General features: G+C 70.8%; 16 protein-coding genes. 10 read left to right on the top strand and 6 right to left on the bottom strand.

Annotation, left to right across the window (positions count from 1 at the left end; translation table 11 throughout):
* The first annotated feature begins 5 nt into the window (after positions 1–5).
* The gene (locus IE267_RS32875; RefSeq protein ID WP_161249073.1) at positions 6–539 is read left to right on the top strand and encodes a DUF4240 domain-containing protein; all 534 of its coding nucleotides are present in this window, start codon (positions 6–8) and stop codon (positions 537–539) included.
* A gap of 51 nt (positions 540–590) precedes the next feature.
* Here IE267_RS32875 and IE267_RS32870 read toward each other — a convergent pair whose 3' ends face one another.
* Positions 591–1,241 carry a mycothiol-dependent nitroreductase Rv2466c family protein gene (locus IE267_RS32870; protein WP_189765673.1) on the bottom strand — a complete coding sequence of 217 codons (651 nt, stop codon included), beginning with the start codon at positions 1,239–1,241 and terminating at the stop codon, positions 591–593.
* A 185-nt stretch (positions 1,242–1,426) separates the two neighbouring features.
* On the opposite strand from IE267_RS32870, the gene pepN (IE267_RS32865) reads away from it, so the two are divergent.
* Positions 1,427–4,057: an aminopeptidase N gene (pepN, locus tag IE267_RS32865; RefSeq protein ID WP_189765672.1), complete on the top strand. Its 2,631-nt coding sequence runs from the start codon at positions 1,427–1,429 to the stop codon at positions 4,055–4,057.
* Positions 4,058–4,217: 160 nt separating this feature from the next.
* On the top strand, positions 4,218–5,252 hold the full coding sequence (locus IE267_RS32860) for a hypothetical protein (protein ID WP_189765671.1): 1,035 nt from the start codon (positions 4,218–4,220) through the stop codon (positions 5,250–5,252).
* A gap of 76 nt (positions 5,253–5,328) precedes the next feature.
* Here IE267_RS32860 and IE267_RS32855 read toward each other — a convergent pair whose 3' ends face one another.
* Complete coding sequence (locus IE267_RS32855; protein WP_167153137.1) at positions 5,329–5,808, bottom strand: NUDIX hydrolase; 480 nt, start codon at positions 5,806–5,808, stop codon at positions 5,329–5,331.
* A gap of 227 nt (positions 5,809–6,035) precedes the next feature.
* Here IE267_RS32855 and IE267_RS32850 point away from each other — a divergent pair, with 227 nt between their 5' ends.
* Positions 6,036–9,362, top strand: coding sequence for a S8 family serine peptidase (locus IE267_RS32850; protein WP_167153136.1), 3,327 nt, complete (start codon positions 6,036–6,038; stop codon positions 9,360–9,362).
* An 81-nt stretch (positions 9,363–9,443) separates the two neighbouring features.
* Here IE267_RS32850 and IE267_RS32845 read toward each other — a convergent pair whose 3' ends face one another.
* On the bottom strand, positions 9,444–10,904 hold the full coding sequence (locus IE267_RS32845; RefSeq protein ID WP_167153135.1) for a M28 family metallopeptidase: 1,461 nt from the start codon (positions 10,902–10,904) through the stop codon (positions 9,444–9,446).
* A gap of 253 nt (positions 10,905–11,157) precedes the next feature.
* Here IE267_RS32845 and IE267_RS32840 point away from each other — a divergent pair, with 253 nt between their 5' ends.
* On the top strand, positions 11,158–12,174 hold the full coding sequence (locus IE267_RS32840) for an aspartate-semialdehyde dehydrogenase (RefSeq protein ID WP_167153134.1): 1,017 nt from the start codon (positions 11,158–11,160) through the stop codon (positions 12,172–12,174).
* A 61-nt stretch (positions 12,175–12,235) separates the two neighbouring features.
* Here IE267_RS32840 and IE267_RS32835 read toward each other — a convergent pair whose 3' ends face one another.
* The gene (locus IE267_RS32835; RefSeq protein ID WP_189765670.1) at positions 12,236–12,730 is read right to left on the bottom strand and encodes a DUF1203 domain-containing protein; all 495 of its coding nucleotides are present in this window, start codon (positions 12,728–12,730) and stop codon (positions 12,236–12,238) included.
* Between the two features lie 131 nt (positions 12,731–12,861).
* Here IE267_RS32835 and pepN (IE267_RS32830) point away from each other — a divergent pair, with 131 nt between their 5' ends.
* The 4 genes from pepN (IE267_RS32830) to IE267_RS32815 all read left to right on the top strand — a co-directional run bounded on the left by pepN (IE267_RS32830) (position 12,862) and on the right by IE267_RS32815 (position 17,623).
* Positions 12,862–15,468, top strand: coding sequence for an aminopeptidase N (pepN, locus tag IE267_RS32830; protein WP_189765669.1), 2,607 nt, complete (start codon positions 12,862–12,864; stop codon positions 15,466–15,468).
* 113 nt (positions 15,469–15,581) lie between these two features.
* Complete coding sequence (locus IE267_RS32825; protein ID WP_189765668.1) at positions 15,582–16,463, top strand: glycosyltransferase family 2 protein; 882 nt, start codon at positions 15,582–15,584, stop codon at positions 16,461–16,463.
* A 154-nt stretch (positions 16,464–16,617) separates the two neighbouring features.
* On the top strand, positions 16,618–17,418 hold the full coding sequence (locus tag IE267_RS32820) for a helix-turn-helix domain-containing protein (protein ID WP_189765667.1): 801 nt from the start codon (positions 16,618–16,620) through the stop codon (positions 17,416–17,418).
* Positions 17,408–17,623 (top strand): DUF397 domain-containing protein, encoded by a 216-nt coding sequence (locus tag IE267_RS32815; RefSeq protein ID WP_189765666.1) that lies wholly within the window; start codon positions 17,408–17,410, stop codon positions 17,621–17,623. The genes IE267_RS32820 and IE267_RS32815 overlap by 11 nt, the downstream gene beginning before the upstream one ends.
* 79 nt (positions 17,624–17,702) lie before the next feature.
* Here IE267_RS32815 and alc read toward each other — a convergent pair whose 3' ends face one another.
* Positions 17,703–18,854: an allantoicase gene (gene alc / locus IE267_RS32810; RefSeq protein WP_167153129.1), complete on the bottom strand. Its 1,152-nt coding sequence runs from the start codon at positions 18,852–18,854 to the stop codon at positions 17,703–17,705.
* A 134-nt stretch (positions 18,855–18,988) separates the two neighbouring features.
* On the opposite strand from alc, the gene IE267_RS32805 reads away from it, so the two are divergent.
* Complete coding sequence (locus IE267_RS32805) at positions 18,989–19,906, top strand: aldo/keto reductase (RefSeq protein WP_189765665.1); 918 nt, start codon at positions 18,989–18,991, stop codon at positions 19,904–19,906.
* A 181-nt stretch (positions 19,907–20,087) separates the two neighbouring features.
* On the opposite strand, the gene IE267_RS32800 is transcribed toward IE267_RS32805, so the two are convergent.
* Positions 20,088–20,990, bottom strand: a complete 903-nt coding sequence (locus IE267_RS32800; RefSeq protein ID WP_167153127.1) for a LysR substrate-binding domain-containing protein — start codon at positions 20,988–20,990, stop codon at positions 20,088–20,090.
* Positions 20,991–21,004: the final 14 nt, after the last annotated feature.

Here is a 21,004-nt window from a genome sequence, read left to right as displayed (position 1 = left end):
GGTACATGGACACAGCAGAGCTCTGGCAGTTGATCGACGACGCCCGCGCCCAGGTGCCGCACGGCGGGGACGCCGAGGCGGTCGCCGCGCGGGCCTCGTCGCTGCTCGCGGAGCGCCCGGCCGGCGAGATCAGGGCCGCCCAGCAGGTCCTGTGGGACCTGATGTCACGGTCGTACACGGCCCCGCTGTGGGCGGCGGCGTACACGATCAACGGGGGCTGCTCGGACGACGGGTTCGACTACTTCAGGGGCTGGCTCATAGCCCAGGGGCGCGAGGCGTACGAGGCCGCCGTGTCCGATCCCGACAGCCTGGCCGGGCTCGCCGCGGTGCGGGAGGCGGCCGTCACCTGGGAGGAGCTGGAGTGCGAGCCGGTCCTCGCGATCGCCTGGGACGCCCATCTCAAGGCGACGGGCCAGGAGCTGCCCGGGGACTGCTTCACCATCGACTACCCGCTCCTGGACCCGGAGTGGGACTTCGACTTCGACGACGCCGACGAGGTGGCCCGCAGGCTGCCGCGCACGGCGGCCCTGCACGCCTGAGAACCTGTGCGGAGGGCGCCCGCCCAAGACGTGGCGGGCGCCCGGTGCCGGTCAGAGGTTGCTGAAGTCGGGGCCCTTGGTGCGGCTGCGCTTGAGCTCGTAGAAGCCGGGGGTGGCGGCGACCAGCAGGGTGCCGTCCCACAGCTTGGCCGCGGCCTCGCCCTGGGGGGCGGGGGTGACGACGGGGCCGAAGAAGGCGATCTGCTCACCGTCGGCGCCCGGCACCGCGATGACGGGGGTGCCGACGTCCTGGCCGACCTTCTCGATGCCCTCCTGGTGGGAGGCGCGCAGCTGGACGTCGTAGGTGTCCTTGTCCGCGTAGTCGATGAGGTCGGCGGGCAGGCCCACGTCCTTGAGGGCCGCGGCGACGGCCTCGGGAGTCGTGCCGAGGCCCTCGTTGTGGATGCGGGTGCCGAGCGCGGTGTACAGCTTGCCGACGACCTCGTCGCCGTGCAGCTCGCGGGCCGCGACCACCACGCGGACCGGGCCCCAGGCCTTGCCGCCGGGCCGCATGTTCTCGGCGTACTCCGCGGGCAGCTCGTCCAGGCGGTCCTCGTTGAGCACCGCGAGGCTCATCACGTGCCAGCGCACCTCGACGTCACGGACCTTCTCGACCTCCAGCATCCAGCGCGAGGTCATCCAGGCCCAGGGGCACAGGGGGTCGAACCAGAAGTCGACGGGGGTCTTGGCGGACTCGGACATGACTCTCCTCGGGGCACGTGCGACAGCGGACAACGTCGGAAAACAAGCGTCTTTACCGGCGAACACCGGAGGCGGCCCAAAGCATTCCGCACACGCCGGAAGTAGTCGGCCGGCTTCCCGCTCGGCCCACGCTCCGGCGCCATGGGAGGATCGAGTCCGTTCGAACGAGACACGAAGGAGTGCCCGTGCCCGGTGAGAATCTGTCCCGCGACGAGGCCCGCGAGCGGGCCGAGCTGCTGTCCGTCGAGGGCTACGACGTCTCTCTCGACCTGCGGTCCGCGGTCGGTGAGGCACCGGCCGGGCCCCGCACGTTCCGGTCCCTGACCACGATCCGTTTCCGCTCGGCCCGCCCCGGCGCCTCGACGTTCGCCGATCTCATCGCCCCGTCGGTGACCTCGGTGACCCTGAACGGCCGCGCGCTGGACGTGGCCCGGGTCTTCGACGGCAGCCGGATCGCCCTGGACGACCTGGCGGCCGACAACGTCCTCGTCGTCGACGCGCAGTGCGCGTACAGCAGGACCGGCGAGGGCATGCACCGCTTCGTCGACCCGGAGGACGGCGAGGTCTACCTCTACACGCAGTACGAGCCGGCCGACTCGCGCCGGGTGTTCGCCAACTTCGAGCAGCCCGACCTCAAGGCCCGCTTCACCTTCGAGGCGCAGGCCCCCGAGGGCTGGACGGTGTGGTCCAACGGCTCGGGCGGCCAGGTACAAGAAGGGGCGCGCGAAGCGCTTCCGAACAAGGGTGGTGGCGGGCGACGGGCGGGCGACGTGTGGCGGTTCGCCGCCACCGAGCCGATCTCGACGTACATCACCTGCGTGGTCGCGGGCCCGTACCACTACGTGACCGACTCCTACACGCGCACCTTCGACGACGGCCGCACGCTGGAGATCCCGCTCGGCGCGATGTGCCGCAAGGGGCTCGCCAAGCACTTCGACGCGGACGACGTCTTCCTGGTCACCAAGCAGGGCCTGGACTTCTTCCACGACAACTTCGACTTCCCCTACCCGTTCGGGAAGTACGACCAGGCGTTCGTGCCGGAGTACAACCTGGGCGCGATGGAGAACCCGGGCCTGGTGACCTTCCGCGAGGAGTACATCTACCGCGGCAAGGTGACCCAGGCCTCCTACGAGCGCCGGGCCAACGTCATCCTGCACGAGATGGCCCACATGTGGTTCGGCGACCTGGTCACCATGGTGTGGTGGGACGACCTGTGGCTGAAGGAGTCCTTCGCCGACTTCATGGGCTCGTTCTCGCAGGCCGAGGCGACCCGCTTCACCAACAGCTGGGTGACCTTCGCCAACAGCCGCAAGTCGTGGGCCTACCGGGCCGACCAGCTGCCCTCCACCCACCCGATCACGGCCGACATCCGTGACCTGGAGGACGCCAAGCTCAACTTCGACGGGATCACGTACGCCAAGGGCGCCTCGGTGCTCAAGCAGCTCGTCGCCTACGTCGGCCGGGACGCCTTCCTCGAAGGCGCCCGGCGCTACTTCAAGCGGCACGCCTACGGCAACACCCGCCTCGGTGACCTGCTGGCGGTCCTCGAAGAGGTGTCCGGCCGCGACATGGCGACCTGGTCGCGCTCCTGGTTGCAGACGGCAGGCGTCAACTCCCTCACGCCGGTTGCCACTTACGACGCCGGAGACCGCATCACCGAGCTCGCCGTGCTCCAGGAGGCGGCGGCCTCCCACCCCGAGCTGCGTCCGCACCGGGTCGCGGTGGGCCTGTACCGCCGCGAGGCGGGCGCCCTGGTGCGCTATGCCCGCGCCGAGGCCGACGTCGAGGGTCCGCGGACCGTCGTCACCGAGCTCGCCGGGGCCGAGCGGCCCGACCTGATCCTGGTCAACGACGACGACCTGACGTACTGCAAGATCCGCTTCGACGAGGGCTCGCTGGCCACCCTGCGTGCCCACCTCGGGGACATCAGCGATCCGCTGGCGCGCGCCCTGTGCTGGTCGGCGCTGTGGAACCTGACGCGGGACGCGCTGATGCCCGCCCGCGACTTCGTCGCGCTCGTCCTCGCCCACGCCGGACGCGAGTCCGACATCGGTGTGCTCCAGATGCTGCACGCCTGGACGCAGTCGGCGGTCACGCACTACGCGGCTCCCGCCTGGCGCGAGGAGGGCGGCCGGCTGCTCGCCGAGGGCGCCCTGGGCGAGCTGCGGCTCGCCGAGCCGGGCAGCCAGCACCAGCTGACCTGGGCCCGCTTCTTCGCGGCGACGGCCGCCACCGACGCGGACTTCCAGCTCCTGCGGGGGCTGCTCGCGGGCACCGCGAAGATCGACGGCCTCGACGTGGACCAGGAGCTGCGCTGGGCGCTGCTCGAACCGCTGGCCTCGCACGGCGTCGTCGACGAGAGCGTCATCGACGCGGAGCTGACCCGCGACGACACCGCCTCCGGCAAGCGCCATCACGTGCGCTGCCTGGCGGCGCGGCCGTCCGAGGCGGTCAAGGCACAGGCCTGGGCCCAGGTCGTGGAGTCGGACGCACTGTCCAACGCCCTGGTGGAGGCAACGATTTCGGGCTTCAACCAGCCGTCGCAGCGCGAGCTGACCGCCCCGTACGCCGCGAAGTACTTCGCGGCGATCGAGCGGGTGTGGGCCGAGCGTTCGATCCAGATCGGCATGGACGTCGTCAGGGGTCTTTTCCCCGGTCTCCAGAACGACGAGGCCACGCTGGCCGCGACGGACGCGTGGCTCGCCGCGCACGAGGGCGCCGCTCCCGCCCTGCGCCGCCTGGTGCTCGAAGCCCGCGACGACCTGGCCCGCACCCTGCGCGGCCAGGCCTGCGACGCGACGGCCGCCACCCGCTGACGCCGATTCGGGGGCCCCGGAACGGGCCCGATCGGGGGCCCGGGAACGGGCCCCCTGATCGGCACTCGAACGCCCGTACTTTAGGACGGGGTTGTCCGGGTTTGTCGACGGGCGTGTAACAGCGGTTAGCGGAGCCTTCGGCTGCGGAAAACCCTGCGGCATGAACCACAACACCCCGCTCTCCCCCCGCCCCCTGAGCCACCTCACCGAGGTGCAGCGGCGGGTGCTCTCCGCCAACCAGCTGCGCGCGCACGGGGTTTCGGCCGCACGCACCGCCGCCCAGTGCCGGCCCGGCGGCCCCTGGCAGCAGCTGCTTCCGGGCGTGTACGTGCTGCATCCGGGCCCGACCACCAGCGAGGAGCGGCTGCACGCGGCGCTGCTGTACGCGGGGTGGCCGGCCACCGGGCGCGCCAAGGCCATCCCGGCACAGGGCCAGGCCCACGACGAGCCGCCGCAGGCCGTCGTCACCGGACTCGCGGCGCTCGCCCTGCACCGGTTCTCCGCCGCTCCCCCGCTGCTCTCGCTCGACCGGATCGACGTCCTGGTGCCGCGCACCCGGCGGCTGCGCTCCACGGGCTTCGTCCAGCTGGTGCGCGCGGTCGCGATGCCGGGCGCGGAGATGATCGCGGGGGTGCCGGTGGCGCCGGTGCCGCGGGCGCTCGCGGACGCGGTCGCGGTCCTGGACGACGCCGAGGCGGTGCGCCGCCTGCTCACCGAGGCCGTGCGCTGCGGCCACACCGAACCGGCCGCGATCGTGGCGGAGTTGACCCAGGCGCGGCTGCTCACCCGGGCCCATGTGGTGGACGCGGTGGACGCGCTGCTCGCCGAGGGACGCTCGATCGCCGAGGAGCGGCTCTACGCGATGGTGCGGGGGTTCGGCCTGCCGGACCCGCTGTGGAACGTGGACCTGCGCCTGCCGGGCGGCCCGCACCTGGGCGGCCTCGACGCGTACTGGCCGGAGCAGGCGGTGGCGGTGGAGCTGGACACCCGGGCGCCCCGGCAGGACGACGCCGCGCTGTTCTCCGAGTGCGCCCGCAAGCGCGATGCCCTCGAACGGCTCGGGATCACCGTCGTGCACATCACGCCGAAGAAGTTGCGCGAGTCGCTGGAGCAGCAGGCGGCCGTGGTGCGGACGGCACTGATGGCGTCCACCGAACGGGAGCCGGCCGCCTATGTGGTGGTCCTCCCCCGCTGACGCCGGGCGCGGACGGCGGGCCTTCAGGAGGGGAACGGCCTGCCGCCCGCGACCGGAAGGAACAAGCGGGGGCGGCTCAGTCGGCGGCCGGGTGCGCCCGGTACGCCTTGCCGTTCTCGGGCCGGCTGCGCCACAACTCAAGCCCCACGTCGACGAGTTCGACCCGTTCCAGATCGGCCACCGCGTGCAGGGGATGCCAGGCGGCCAGGTCGGTGGAGCCGTTGGTCTCGTGGCGCAGTTCGCCTCCGGTGACCCGGCCCTCGTAGACGATGCGCAGCCCCTGGAAGTCGGCGAACCGGCCGAGCTTGCGCGGATAGCGCCGGTTGATGGAGTCGATGCCGAGCAGCCGGACCGGTTCGACCTCGTATCCGGTCTCCTCGTCGAGTTCGCGCACCACGGTGTCGAGGGGGTCCTCGCCGTGGTCCATGCCGCCGCCCGGCAGCGTCCACCGCTTGGCGCCGTCCCGGGCCACCCAGCGGGCCAGAAGGATCTCCTGGACGCCGCCGGTTTCCCGTACGCATACGGCGTAGGCCGCCACCCGCAACTCCGTGTTCATTTGGTGAGATTACGGGTCGGCGTGCGCGGGCGCCGCCCTCTGGGGGGCAACCGTGCCGGATCGGCCTGGCGGATCGGGCGCGGTGGCGGAAAAGCGCCATGTTCACATCACGTAACGGTCAACTCTCCACAAACAACAGTCATATACGCAATGCTCAGCGGTCATCCGGTACCGAATTTCGAACCGTTCACGAGTCCGGACCTTTACCCACACCACAGGGATGCTGAATGACCACTGAATCCCCGCGCCCCATACCCGGGGCGAGACGCACGGCCCGAATAGCGGCGGCGGCCGGCCTGGTGGCCGCGCTCGTCACGGCGGGCGCCGCACCGGCCTTCGCCGCCACCGGCGGCAACGACCCGACGACCGCGCCCCCGGTGAAGACCGCTCCGGCCAAGACCGCCGAGGACAAGCTCGGCAAGGCCGACGAGCAGCGTCTCGCCGAGGCGCAGGCCAAGGGCGAGAAGAGCGTCACCGTGATGGTGGCGACCGCCCCGGGCGCCACGTCCGACGTCGCCGAGCAGCTGCACGCGGTCGCGGGGGCGACCGTGGGCAAGCAGGACGACAAGCTCGGCTACGTCCGCGCGACCCTGCCGACGGCCAAGGCCGAGGCCGCCCTGAAGGCCGCCGCGAAGCTGCCCTCGGTGCACGGCATCGACCTCAAGCAGGACATTCAGCTGGACGACCCGACCCCGTCGGGCGACACCACGAAGTCCGCCAAGCAGCTGCGCACCTCGGGCAGCTACCCCGCGCCGGACAAGAACACTCCCGCGAAGAACCCGTACAACCCGAACTTCGAGACGGGTGCGGTCGACTTCGTGAAGCAGCACCCCAAGGCGGACGGCCGCGGGGTCACCATCGGCATCCTGGACTCCGGCGTCGACCTCGGTCACCCGGCGCTCCAGAAGACCACCACCGGTGAGCGCAAGATCGTCGACTGGGTCACCGCGACCGACCCGGTGCAGGACAACGACGGCACCTGGCTGCGCGCCAACACCGCCGTCTCCGGGCCGACGTTCACGGCCGGGGGCAGGACGTGGAAGGCCCCGGAGGGCTCCTACGACTTCTCCACCTTCGCCGAGAAGGTCACCAAGGGCGGCGATGCGGCCGGCGACCTGAACCGCGACGGCGACACCACCGACAGCTGGGGCGTGCTCTACGACCCGGTCGCCGGCACGGTCCGGGTGGACCTGAACAACAACAACGACTTCTCGGACGACGCCCCGATGAAGCCGTACAAGGACGGCTACCAGGTCGGCTACTTCGGTACCGACAACCCGGCGACCGACGTCGTCGAGCGGGTGCCGTTCACCGTGGAGATCCGCAAGAACGTCGTCTACGACGCGGCGGGCCACACCTCGGACTACGTCAACATCGGCGTCATCGAGTCCGAGCACGGCACCCACGTCGCGGGCATCACCTCCGCGAACGGCCTGTTCGGCGGCAAGATGAGCGGTGCCGCGCCCGGCGCGAAGATCGTCTCCTCGCGCGCCTGCAACTGGGACGGCGGCTGCACCAACATCGCGCTGACCGAGGGCATGATCGACCTCGTCACCAACCGCCACGTCGACATCGTGAACATGTCGATCGGCGGTCTGCCGGCGCTCAACGACGGCAACAACGCGCGCGCCGAGCTCTACAAGCGCCTCATCGACAGCTACGGCGTCCAGCTGGTCATCTCGGCCGGCAACGACGGCCCGGGCGTCAACACCATCGGTGACCCCGGCCTCGCCGACCACGTCATCTCCGTCGGCGCGAGCATCTCCAAGGAGACCTGGGCCGCCAACTACGGCTCCGGCGTCTCCACGGACTACCAGATGATGCCGTTCTCCTCGCGCGGCCCGCGCGAGGACGGCGGCTTCACGCCGACCCTGAGCGCCCCGGGCGCGGCCATCAACTCCACCCAGACCTGGCTGCCCGGCAGCCCGGTCAAGGAGGCGGGCTACAGCCTGCCGGCCGGCTACTCGATGCTCCAGGGCACCTCGATGGCCTCCCCGCAGGCCGCCGGCGCCTCGGCGCTGCTCGTCTCGGCCGCCAAGCAGCAGGGCATCGACCTGCCGCCGGCCGATCTGCGCACCGCGCTGACCTCGACGGCCAAGCACATCAAGGGCACCCAGTCGTACGCCGAGGGCGCCGGTCTCATCAACATCGTGGGCGCCTGGGACGCGATCAAGGAGACCGCGAAGAAGCACGCCCCCGCACACGAGTACACGGTCACCGCGCCGGTCTCCAGCGCGCTCGGCTTCGCCCTGAAGACCCCGAACGTGGGCACCGGCATCTACGACCGCGAGAGCGGTCTGAAGGCCGGGCAGAAGAAGACGTACGACGTCACGGTCACCCGCACCACGGGCCCGGACAAGAACGTCAAGCACAAGCTGTCGCTGAAGAACGACGACGGCACGTTCAAGGTGCTCGGCGACAAGGAGGTGAGCCTGCCGCTCGGCAGGCCCGTCACCGTCAAGGTGCAGGCGCAGCCGAAGTCCGGCGGCGTGCACAGCGCGATCCTCCAGGTCGACGACCCCAAGACGGTCGGCGTGGACCAGCAGATCATGGCCACGGTCGTCGTCGCGACCCCGATCGCGGGCCCCGGCTACACCTTCTCGGCGTCCTCGACGATCCAGCGCAACTCGACCAAGTCGTACTTCGTGACCGTCCCGGCGGGCGCGCAGAGCCTGGAAGTCCGCATGGGCGCGCTGCGCTCGGGCAGCCAGACCCGCTTCATCTCGATCCACCCCTACGGTGTGGCGGTGGACCCGACGGGCACGCCGAACTGCTACCCGAACTACGACAACCCGGCCAACACCTGCCGCCCCGACCTGCGTTCGTACGCGAACCCGCAGGCCGGTGTCTGGGAGATCGAGGTCGAGGCGCGCCGTACGTCGCCGTACCTGGACAACTCGTTCAAGCTGGACGCCTCGGTGCTCGGTGTCTCCTTCGACCCGGCCACCCAGACGGTGCCGGAGGCGAAGATCGGCACGCCGGCCCCGGTGCAGTGGAAGGTGACCAACAACTTCGCCGGCATCGAGGGCAAGCTCAAGGGCGGCTCGCTCGGCTCCGCGAAGGTCGCCACCGGCACCATCAAGGCCGGTGAGACCCAGACCAGCACGGTCACCATCGGCGCGGGCGTCGAGCACCTGGACGTCTCCATCGGCAACACCTCGGACGCGGGCGCCGACCTCGACCTGTACGTCCTCGACCAGAGCGGCAAGGCCGTCGCCCAGTCGACGACGAGCAGCTCCAACGAGTCGGTCAGCCTGGTCAAGCCGGCCGCGGGCACGTACACGATCCAGGTCGCGGGCTACGCGGTCCCGGCCGGGTCGACGACGTACGCCTACAAGGACGTGTACTTCGCGCCCTCGCTCGGCACCGTCAAGGTCGACGACACCAAGACCGTCAAGCTGGCGGGCGGCGCCTCCGCGCAGGTGGCGGCGGACGTCGTCGTGGCGGGCGCGGCTCCCGAGGGACGTCAGTTCTTCGGCACCGTGCAGCTCGTGAACGAGCGCGGCACCGCGGCGGGCACCGGCAGCGTGCTCATCGGGAAGGTCACGCAGTAGCACTCCGTGCGAACGACGGCGGGGCGGGTGCTCATCACGAGCACCCGCCCCGCCTGTTTCCTGTCCGCCGCCCGCGTCGGCTCAGTGCTTCAGCGAGCTCAGGTCGTAGGCGTACGTGCCGACCGCCTGGGCGATGACGTCGATGTTGAGGTCGAAGTACTTCTTGTCGATGTTCTTCAACGTGTCGCCCGCGGCATGGTAGTTGGGGTCGAAGGCCTCCCCGGCCTTCCCGCCCCACTTCCTGGCCTGCTCGGGCGTCTTGATCTCCTCGGCGCCGGTGTAGGTGCCGCCGGCCGGGATGCCGACGGCGATGAAGGGGCCGTAGTCGGAGCGGCCGTCGAAGTCGTAGCCCTCGTGCTGGACGTGCCGCTTGTCGAGGTAGCCGTTGATGAGGCCCTCGATCTGTGCCGAGCCCTCGGGGCCGGGGCCCGCGCCCTTCTTGTCGGAGTCGTCGCCGTCGTAGACGAGCTGGGCCGCGTTCGGCGAGGCGATCATGTCGAAGTTCAGATAGAGCTTGATCTGCTTCCGCTGCCGCTCGGTGAGGTTCTTGACGTAGTGCTCCGAGCCGAGCAGGCCGAGCTCCTCGCCGGACCACCAGGAGAACCGCACCTTGTTGGGGAGCTGCTTGGGGTGCTTGCGGGTCTGCTTGGTCTCCTTGGCGAGCTTGAGGGCCACTTCGAGCAGACCGGCCGAGCCGGAGCCGTTGTCGTTGATGCCGGGCCCGGCGGGCACCGAGTCGAGGTGGCTGCCGAGCGCGACCACGCTGTCCGGGTTGCCGGTGCGGGTCTCGGCGATCACGTTGCGGGTCTTCTTGGCCACGGCCTCGGTGGCCACGTCCAGGGTGACCTCGACCGGGCCCTTGGCGAGCTGCCCGGCCAACGCCTCGCCGTCGGCCAGGCTGATCCCGGCGGCCGGGATGTGCGCGTTGTCCGGCGACTCGACGGTGCCCTGCACGGGGTCGGTCCCGGAGTGGTTGTAGACGATCACGCCGGCCGCGCCCGCCTTCGCGGCGACGGCCTCCTTCTCCTGGAAGGTGCAGCTGCCGCGCTTCACCAGCGCGATCTTCCCGGTGAAGGTGCCCGAGGCGTAGTCGTCGAGCGAGCAGCCCGGGGTGTCGTCGACGCGGGCGGCCTTCACCTGGGCGGTGAGCCCGCCGGCCGGGGTCGACTTGCTGAACTTGTAGGCGGCGGTGGGCAGTTGGCGCCCTCCGACGGTCAGCTTCTGCCGCAGGGTCTTCGACTCGTAGAACGTGAAGTCCTGGTAAGAGACGTCGTACCCGGCGCGCTTGAGCTGCCCGTACACATAGGCGGCCGAGGCGTCGTAGCCGGGGGTGCCCGCGGCCCGGTTGCCGCCGTTGGCGTCGGCGATCTTCTGGAAGGCCTCCAGGTGACGGTGGGCGCTCTCCCCGGACGCCTCCTTGACCAGCTTCTTCGCCAGGTGCTGGTCGTGGGCCCCACGGGCGACGGCGGGCGTCGCCAGGGACAGGATCACCGGGGCGGCTGCGAGGGCGGCTATGGCCCGGCTGCGACGGGATACGGGCACGGGAAATCCTCCGGAATGCGGTGCGGTGTCGCCGATGATCGACCGGCTTGCCAGGACCGTAACCAGCGAAAACGACCGTGTAGGGCATTTCGGGGCGGATGCAACACGGATGCCATGGACTTGTCACAAGTGGGCAGGTGTCCCACACCCCGGACAATGGATTGGACAAGTCCGCCGGGCGCCGACGCATCATGGATGCGCCGGAGTCGTCAGAAGACCACGTGAGCTGCACGTGAGCACCAAAGGAGTCACCGTGAGGGTCGGAATCGTCGGAGCCACCGGACAGGTCGGCTCAGTCATGCGCAAGATCCTCGTCGAGCGGGACTTCCCGGTCGACGAGCTGCGCCTGTTCGCCTCCGCGCGCTCCGCGGGCACGGTCCTGGACGGCGTGACGGTCGAGGACGCGTCCACCGCCGACTACTCGGGCCTGGACATCGTGCTGTTCTCGGCGGGCGGCGCCACCTCGCGCGCCCTGGCCGAGAAGGTCGCCTCGCAGGGCCCCGTCGTGATCGACAACTCCTCCGCCTGGCGCGGCCACCCCGAGGTCCCCCTCGTGGTCTCCGAGGTCAACCCGCACGCGATCAAGAACCGCCCCAAGGGCATCATCGCCAACCCGAACTGCACCACGATGGCCGCGATGCCGGTGCTGCGCCCGCTGCACGACGAGGCCGGCCTCACCGCCCTGGTCGCCACCACCTACCAGGCCGTCTCCGGCTCGGGCCTGGCGGGCGTGGCCGAGCTGCACACCCAGGCGCAGAAGGTCGTAGCCGAGGCCGACCGGCTGACCTTCGACGGCGACGCGGTCGAGTTCCCCGAGCCCGCCGTCTACAAGCGTCCCATCGCCTTCAACGTGCTCCCGCTCGCGGGCAGCATCGTCGACGACGGCTCCTTCGAGACCGACGAGGAGCAGAAGCTCCGCAACGAGTCCCGCAAGATCCTGGAGATCCCGGAGCTGAAGGTGTCCGGCACCTGTGTCCGCGTGCCGGTCTTCTCCGGCCACTCGCTCCAGGTCAACGCCCGCTTCGCGCGTCCGATCAGCGTGGAGCGCGCGTACGAGCTCCTCAAGGACGCACCCGGCGTCGAGCTCTCCGAGATCCCGACGCCGCTCCAGGCCGCGGGCAAGGACGCGTCGTACGTGGGCCGCATCCGCGACGACGAGACCGTGGAGAACGGTCTCGCGCTCTTCGTCTCGAACGACAACCTCCGCAAGGGCGCCGCGCTGAACGCCGTCCAGATCGCGGAGCTGGTGGCGGCCGAGCTGAGGGGCTAGCCCCCTTCGGGTGCGTCCACCGTCGGGCCGCGGGCCGCCTGTGGCTGCCCGCACCCGACCGTCAAGGGCGACGCACCTCGAACTGGTAGCAGCCGTACTCGACCGCACGGACGTGCACCAGGGCGACCTCCGGGTCGGAGAAGGCGTCGTCCAGGGCCGCGTCGAACGCCTCGTCCGCGGCGACCGGGATCTCCAGGAGGCGGCCCCCCGCGATACGTCCCCGCGCGTCGTAGCGGCGCAGGGTGCGCAGCGCCCCGGGCCGGGCGAAGGGGTAGCCGTCCCCGGAGGGACCCGCGCACGGCTCGGCGTGGATGAAGACCGGCCCCTGCTCGTCGTACGCCCCCGGCGAAGCCGCCGTCCCGGCCGCCCAACGTCGAAGCGGGGCGTACGAGACGAGGGCGACCAGCTCGCCGGGCCGGATCGGGCGCAGACAGCAGCGCAGGGGGTCGCCGCCCTCCGGATCGACGTACGGGTCGCAGGGGCGTCCGGCGTCGTCGAGGTCGCGGAGCTCCTTGAGGACGCCGGGGTCGATGGGGCGCGCGGTGTAGATCGTCATGGCACCAGCGTGGGCGCGCCAAGCCCTGTTCACCGGCGGAAAACGGACATCGCGCTGCGTGCATGCTGCGTGCAAGGATGGCCGGAACGTCACGATCTGATGGAACTGAAGCATCTGAAGGAGATGACCGGGTGCCTGGCACGAATCTGACCCGCGAAGAGGCGCAGCGGCGGGCAGCCCTGCTCACCGTTGACTCGTACGAGATCGAGCTCGACCTGAGCGGCGCGCAGGAGGGCGGGACCTACCGGTCCGCGACCACCGTGCGCTTCGATTCCGCCGAGGCCGGGGCGGACACCTTCATCGACCTGGTCGCGCCGACCGTGCACGAGGTCGTCCTGAACGGCACCACGCTGGACGCGGCCGCCGTGTTCAACGACAGCCGGATCGCCCTTGCGGGCCTGGAGGCGGGCCCCAACGAGCTGCGGGTCGTCGCTGACTGCGCCTACACCAACTCCGGTGAGGGCCTGCACCGCTTCGTGGACCCGGTGGACCAACAGGCCTACCTGTACACGCAGTTCGAGGTGCCGGACGCCCGCCGCGTCTTCGCCTCGTTCGAGCAGCCCGACCTGAAGGCGACCTTCCAGTTCACCGTGAAGGCGCCGAACGGCTGGACGGTCATCTCCAACTCGCCGTCGCCGGAGCCCAAGGACGACGTCTGGGTCTTCGAGCCGACGCCGCGCATCTCCACGTACATCACCGCGCTGATCGTGGGCCCGTACCACTCGGTGCACTCCTCGTACGAGGGCCCGAACGGGCAGTCGGTGCCGCTGGGCATCTACTGCCGTCCCTCGCTCGCCGAGTTCCTCGACGCGGACGACATCTTCGCGGTGACCCGCCAGGGCTTCGACTGGTTCCAGGAGAAGTTCGACTTCGCCTACCCGTTCGCCAAGTACGACCAGCTCTTCGTGCCGGAGTTCAACGCAGGCGCGATGGAGAACGCGGGCGCGGTCACCATCCGCGACCAGTACGTGTTCCGCTCGAAGGTGACGGACGCCGCGTACGAGGTGCGGGCCGAGACCATCCTGCACGAGCTCGCCCACATGTGGTTCGGCGACCTGGTCACGATGGAGTGGTGGAACGACCTGTGGCTGAACGAGTCGTTCGCCACCTACACCTCGATCGCCTGCCAGGCGTACGCCGAGGGCTCGCGCTGGCCGCACGCGTGGACCACGTTCGCCAACTCGATGAAGACCTGGGCCTACCGGCAGGACCAGCTTCCCTCGACGCACCCGATCATGGCGGACATCCGTGACCTGGACGACGTCCTGGTCAACTTCGACGGCATCACGTACGCCAAGGGCGCCTCGGTGCTCAAGCAGCTCGTCGCCTACGTCGGCATCGACGAGTTCTTCCAGGGCGTGCAGGCCTACTTCAAGGCGCACGCCTTCGGCAACACGCGCCTGTCCGACCTGCTCGGCGCGCTGGAGAAGACCAGCGGGCGCGATCTGAAGACGTGGTCGCGGGCCTGGCTGGAAACGGCCGGGATCAACATCCTGCGCCCGGAGATCGTGACGGACGAGGCGGGCGCGATCTCGTCCTTCACCGTCCTGCAGGAGGCCCCGGCCCTGCCGGCCGGCGCCAAGGGCGCTGTGTCCGATGATGCGGCTCCGCCGCGTGGGACCCTGCGCCCGCACCGCATCGCCATCGGCTTCTACGACCTGGACGGCGCGGGCAAGCTGGTCCGTACGAACCGGATCGAGCTGGACATCGAGGCCGCGGCCCGCACCGAGGTCGAGCTGCCCGCCGGTACCCGCCGCCCGGCGGTGGTGCTGCTCAACGACGACGACCTCTCCTACGCGAAGGTCCGCCTGGACGAGGAGTCCCTGCGGGTCGTCACCGAGCACCTCGGCGACTTCGCGGAGTCGCTGCCGCGCGCCCTGTCGTGGGCCTCGGCGTGGGACATGACCCGCGACGGCGAGCTGGCCACCCGCGACTACCTGGCGCTGGTGCTCTCGGGCATCACCAAGGAGTCCGACATCGGTGTGGTGCAGTCCCTGCACCGCCAGGTGAAGCTGGCCATCGACCTGTACGCGGCGCCCGAGTGGCGCGACACGGGTCTGACCCAGTGGACGGACGCGACGCTGGCGCACCTGCGCACCGCCGAGCCGGGCAGCGACCACCAGCTGGCCTGGGCCCGCGCCTTCGCGGCGACGGCCCGCACCCCGCAGCAACTCGACCTGCTCCAGTCCCTGTTGACGGGCGCGGAGGTCATCGAGGGCCTCGCCGTGGACACCGAGCTGCGCTGGGCGTTCGTGCAGCGCCTCGCGGCGACCGGCGTCTTCGACGAGGTGGAGATCGCGGCGGAGCTGGAGCTCGACAAGACGGCCGCGGGCGAGCGCCACGCGGCGACCGCGAAGGCCGCGCGCCCGACGCCGGAGGCCAAGGCCGAGGCGTGGGAGTCGGTCGTGGAGGGCGACACCCTGCCCAACGCGGTGCAGGAAGCGGTGATCGGCGGCTTCGTCCAGACCGACCAGCGCGAGCTGCTCGCCCCCTACTCCGAGAAGTTCTTCTCGGCGGTCAAGGGCGTGTGGGAGTCCCGCTCCCACGAGATCGCCCAGCAGATCGCGGTGGGCCTGTACCCGGCCCTCCTGGTCTCCCAGGAGACCCTGGACGCCACGGACGCCTGGCTCACCTCGGCCGAGCCGAACGCGTCCCTGCGCCGCCTGATCTCGGAATCCCGAGCGGGCATCGAGCGAGCCCTGCGAGCGCGGGCGGCGGACGCGGAGGCATCGGCGTAGCCGTTCGTTCGACGGGGGCGCCTCCTGTGCGGGGGCGCCCCCAATGCTTGGTACGGGAACGCCGGCGCGCGGCGCTAGCATCGGCACTCCACCGACCCCTGGAGTTCGCCGCAATGCCGTTGCCCCGTATCGGAGTTGTCATCGTAACCATGGGCACGCGGCCGCAGGAGCTGGCGGCTCTGCTCGCCTCGGTGGAGAAGCAGGACGTCCCGGCGACACGCGTGGCACTGGTCGGCAACGCGACGCCCCTCACCGATGTGGACGCGCCGGAGAACGTCATCAAGATCCCGCTCGGTGAGAACCTCGGGTGCCCCGGAGGCCGCAACGTCGGCCTGGAGATGTTGCGCGACTCCGGCGATGTCGACGTCGCCATCGAGCTGGACGACGACGGTCTGCTCATCGACGCGGACGTGTTCCGGACGGTCCAGCACCTGTTCGCTTCCGATCCGCGACTCGGCATCGTCGGCTTCCGGGTGGCGGACGAGCACGGCCACACCGAACGGCGCTGGGTGCCCCGGCTGCGCGCCGACGACCCCATGCGGCGCGGCCTGGTGACCGCGTTCCTCGGCGGCGGCCACGCCTTCTCGATGCCGATGCTCAGGGAAACCGGCCTGTGGGCCGCCGAGTTCTTCTTCGGGCACGAGGAGTCCGACCTGGCCTGGCGCGCGCTCGACGCGGGCTGGAAGATCCTCTACGAACCCGCACTCGTCCTGCAGCATCCGGCGACGGCCCCGGCCCGGCACGCGGTCTACTACCGCTTCACGGCCCGGAACCGGGTCTGGCTGGCCCGCCGCCGTCTCCCCCTCCCCCTCATTCCCGTCTACCTCGGCGTCTGGTTCCTGCTCACCATGGCCCGCATCCGGTCCCTTCCCGGCGCCAGAGCGTGGTGGGGTGGCTTCGCCGAGGGCATCCGCGAGCCGTGCGGTCCGCGCGGGGCGATGAGGTGGCGCACAGTGTGGCGCATGACCCGCCTCGGACGCCCACCGATTCTTTGAGCTGCCGCGCGTTCGCCCGGGTCGGCCTTTACCCGTCTCGGACGGAACGCCGGGCCGTCCGAACACCCTTGCGCGCCACCCCGTGGAGATGACCGCCCCGGCGCAGGGGTAGCGACCGCCCTGACGTGCATGTCGCACAAGGGAGTTGAGAGCCATGACGATGGCCTACGGAGAGTGGCTGAAGGACCAGAGGGAGCACGCCGGCCTCACCCAGCAGCAGCTGGCCGAGACGGCCATCATGAGCCGCACGCACATCGCCCACATCGAGGCGGGGCGCCGCTGGCCCTCTCAGGACGACGCGAAGCGGCTTGACCGGGCGCTCAACACGGGGAATGTGCTGGCGAGTTTTCTGCCGGACAAGCATGCGCAGCCGGTTGCCGATCACTTCGAGGCGGCTCGGCAGTTCGAGCAACAGGCCTCGATGATCCGCGAGTTCGCGATCTCCTGTGTCCCCGGCATCCTTCAGACAGAGGCGTACGCTCGCGCCATGCTGGGCGCCGCCTTCCCTCCGTTGAGCAATGAGGAGCGAGACCAAGCCGTCGCCACGCGCCTGGAGCGATCACGCATCCTTTCCAGCCCTGTGACGCCCGTCGTGTGGGCCCTCCTGGACGAGGCCGTTCTGCGACACCCCGTAGGTGGCCCAACTGTCATGGCCGAACAGCTGATTCACCTGGCAGACTTGGTGGAAGCGGAGCGCATTCGCGTGCACGTGCTGCCGTTCAGCACCGGCGCACACCCCCTGCTGCACAGCATGGTCACGCTCATGTGGTTCGAGGACCAGCCCCCGATCGCCTACGTCGAGGGGCTCCACACGGGCAAGGTCCACGACTCTCCGGCGGTAGTGGAATGCCTCCAGGGCACATACGCTCTCGCGCTGAGCGACGCGTTGCCGCTGAAGGAGTCACTTGCCCTACTGAGGGCGACAGCGAAGGACTACGGACACGATGACAATTGACCGCATCATCCCCAAGGCTTCCGCGTTGACCGGCTGGCGCAAGTCCAGCCATAGCGGCCCCGACCAAGGCAGCTGCGTGGAGATAGCCGACGGCCACGCGACCGTCCCCGTACGGGACTCCAAGAATCCGGACGGCCCCGCACTGCTCTTCCGCGCCGAGTCGTTCGGCACGTTCATCGACGCGCTCAAGGCGCGCGCGTTCTGACGGAAATGAGAACCGCCCGGCGGACGGGCGTCGGAGCGCAACCGTTCCGCCGGGCGGGAGTCAGGGCGAGCGATCGGGGTCAGCCGGTCAACTCCGTGTAACGGCGGCGGAGTTCGGCCGCGCCGTCGGCCGTCAGGGCGCCGTGCAGGCGCATCCGGGCCACCCCGCCGTCCGGGAACGCGTCGAGGCGGACGTGCGTCGCCACCGCCTGCGCGGGCAGGCGGAACCGGTGCAGCGTGTCGGGCTGCAGACGCGTACGCGGGATGATCTCGAACCACTCCCCGGACTCGCCGTTGCGGCCGCTCAGCGCGATCCACCCCGCCGAGTTCCCCTTCAGGTACGCCGTGTCGATCTCGACCGCCCTGATCGCCCCCTGCGCGACCAGCCGGAAGCGCACCCAGTCGTTGGTGTCGCGGACACGGCGACGGCGGTTCTCCCAGCCGTCGTCCATCTTGCGGGAGGTGCCGGGCAGGATGATCTGCGTCGGCGAGGAGTAGAACTTGTCCGAAGCGTCCTCGTACGAACCGCCGTTGACGACCGCCACGAGGTCGATCGTGCCGAGGGTGTCGAGCCACTCCGGGTCCGGTACGACCTCGCCGTGCACGCGCAGGCGGGCGACGCCGCCGTCGGGGTGCTGGCAGAGCCGGACGTGGGTGTAGCGGCGGCCGGTGGTGATCTCGAAGCCGTTCTCGGCGTGGCCGCGGACCGGCGTGGGCGCGATGATCTCGTCCCACTTCACGTCGTCGGCGAGGAGCTGCTCGGGGCTGGGCGAGCCCTCGACCGCCGTTGCCTGTACGGAGATTCGCTGCGGGTAGTTGCCGCGGAAGTGCGCCGTGTCGACGACGATCCCCTTGATCACACCGGGCGCGCCGAGCCGGACAAGGGCCCAGTCGTGGTCCTCGGGCGCGGGGAAGACGTGGTCGGCGTCCGCACCGCGACGGCGGCGGGTCTCCCAGCCGTCCATGATCTTGCCCTTGTGCCCGAAGTGCTCCGGGTCGAACACGGCCCGCTCGCGGACGAGGAGGTTCTCGCGCTCGGCGAAGAACTCGTCGTTGGCGGCGATGACTCCGGCGCCGAGCCGGCGGTCCGCGAGATCGACGAGCTCGGTGAACGCGAAGTCACCGGAACGGTAGTCGGCGTACGGGTCGCCGCCGCCGTAGGGCGCGGCGTCGTTGGCGTGCGGGTCCGCTGCGGATGCGTGGTCTGCGTTGTGCTCGGTGGCGGAAGTCATGCCTTGACTTTCGCCCGCCGTCACAGCTCACGTCCATCGAAAGTTTCCGCACGGTCTGTTCAGCTGAGATGAACAAATGTGGCCATTGGCTGCCCCGTCGCGGTGCCCGCCCGCTCCCCTGCCAGACTCCCGGCATGACCACGACTTCACATGAGATCACCGCAGCCGCCGCGGGCACCTGGGAGCTCGGCGACCTGAGCGTCAACCGGATCGGCTTCGGCACGATGCGGCTGCCACAGGTGGGTGCCGCACTGTGTGCGGATGCCGTGCCGCGCGATCGCGAGCAGGCAATCGCCGTACTGCACAAGGCCGTTGAGCTCGGCGTGAACCACCTCGACACCGCCGCGTTCTACTTCTCCCCGCTGCGCAGCGCGAACGAGCTGATCAACCGGGCGCTCGCGCCGTACGCGGACGACCTCGTCATCACCACCAAGGTCGGCCCCACGCGGGTCCCCTCGGGCGAGTGGGGCGAGCACGCGCGGACGGCCCGGGCGCTGCGCGGGCAGGTCGAGGAGAACCTGCGTCAGCTCGGCCGCGACCACCTGGACGTGGTGAACCTGCGCATCAGCGGCACCGATTCGATCGCCGAGCGCTTCGGCGTGCTCGCCGGACTGCGCGAGGCCGGGCTCATCCGGCACCTGGGCCTGTCGAACGTGGGCCCCGCCCACCTGGCGGAGGCGCTGGCCATCGCGCCCGTCGTCTGCGTGCAGAACCCGTACGGGATCGGCGCGCCCGCCGCGCAGGAGGAGATGCTGCGGCTGTGCGGCGAGCGGGGCATCGCCTTCGTGCCGTTCTACGCGATCGCCGGGGAGGGCCGGGAGGAGGGTTCGAGCGGAGTGGAGAGCGACGAGGTGCTGGCCGTGGCGCGCGAGCGGGGCGTGAGCGCGGCACAGGTGCGCCTCGCGTGGACCCTGCAACGCGGCCCGCACGTGCTGGCCATCCCCGGCACCGGCGACCTCGGCCACCTCGTCGACAACGTGGCGGCGGGCCGGCTGCGGCTCGACGTCGACGAACTGGCCCGCTTGGACGCGCTCCACGGCTCGGCCGCCTGAGGAGGCCCTGAGGGGCGCACCTCCCGGAACGCGCCGAACCCCCAACCCCTCAAGGGGCGCGGGGAACTGCGTGACCGGCCGCGCACGTCCCGCGGCCGAAGGCCGGGTTCAGGGGCGCGGGGAACAGCGCGAGCCCAGCCGCGAGCAATCCGCGCCCAAAGCCCCCACCCCAGCGGAGTGTTCACGCGGGACCGGCCACGTCCCGCAGCGCGGCCAGCACGCGGGCCAGGGCCGGGCCGTCCTCCGCGCCGCGCCGCACCGCGGCCACGACGTGCCGCCGGGGCTGATCCGCACTGAGTATCCGCGTGACGACGCCCCCGCGGCGGTCGGCCGCGGCCATCCTGGGGACGAGGGCAACGCCCATGCCCGCCTCCACCATGGCCAGGATCGCCGTCCAGCCGGCCGCGCTGTGGGCCTGTTCGGGGACGAATCCGGCCGCCTCGCAGGCCGCCGTGGTGATCTCCGACCAAGGCCCGCTGCCGCCGAAGATCCACGGCTCGTGGGCCAGGTCGGCGAGCCTGAGCCCCGGTTCGGCGGCGAGCGGGTGCCCGGCGGGCAGGGCCACGTCGAGGGGGTCGGCGAGCAGCGGAAGGAGCGCGAACTTGGGGTCACGGGCGCTCGGCGCGTGGGCGGCCAGCGACAGGGCGAGGTCCACCGCACCGGCCGAGAGCAGCTCGAACGCCTCGGCCGCCTCGGCCTCCCTGACCCGTACTTCGAGAGCGGGGTGACTGAGGCGCAGCCGGCGTACGGCCGGTACGACCAGGGCGGGCACGGCGGTGGAGAACGCCCCGACCCGCACCTCACCCGCCTCGCCCTGGAGGTAGCCCGCCAACTCGGCGTCCGCACGCTCCAGTTGGGCGAAGACGGCCTCGGCATGGCGCAGTACGAGATGGGCGGCGTCGGTGAGCCGGACCCGTCGGCCGTGCGCTTCGAGCAGCGTCACGCCGAGCTGCTTGGCGAGGTTGGACAACTGCTGCGAGACCGCCGAGGGCGTCATCAGGAGCACCTCGGCGGTCGCGGTCACGGTGCCCTGTTCGCGCAGGGTCCGCAGGATGTGCAGCTTCTTGATGTCCCACTCGCTCATGGGACGCAACATAC

The sequence above is a fragment of the Streptomyces xanthochromogenes genome, assembly GCF_014650455.1.
GTDB classification, from domain to species: domain Bacteria; phylum Actinomycetota; class Actinomycetes; order Streptomycetales; family Streptomycetaceae; genus Streptomyces; species Streptomyces xanthochromogenes.
This window is presented reverse-complemented; position numbering and strand designations above follow the sequence as displayed.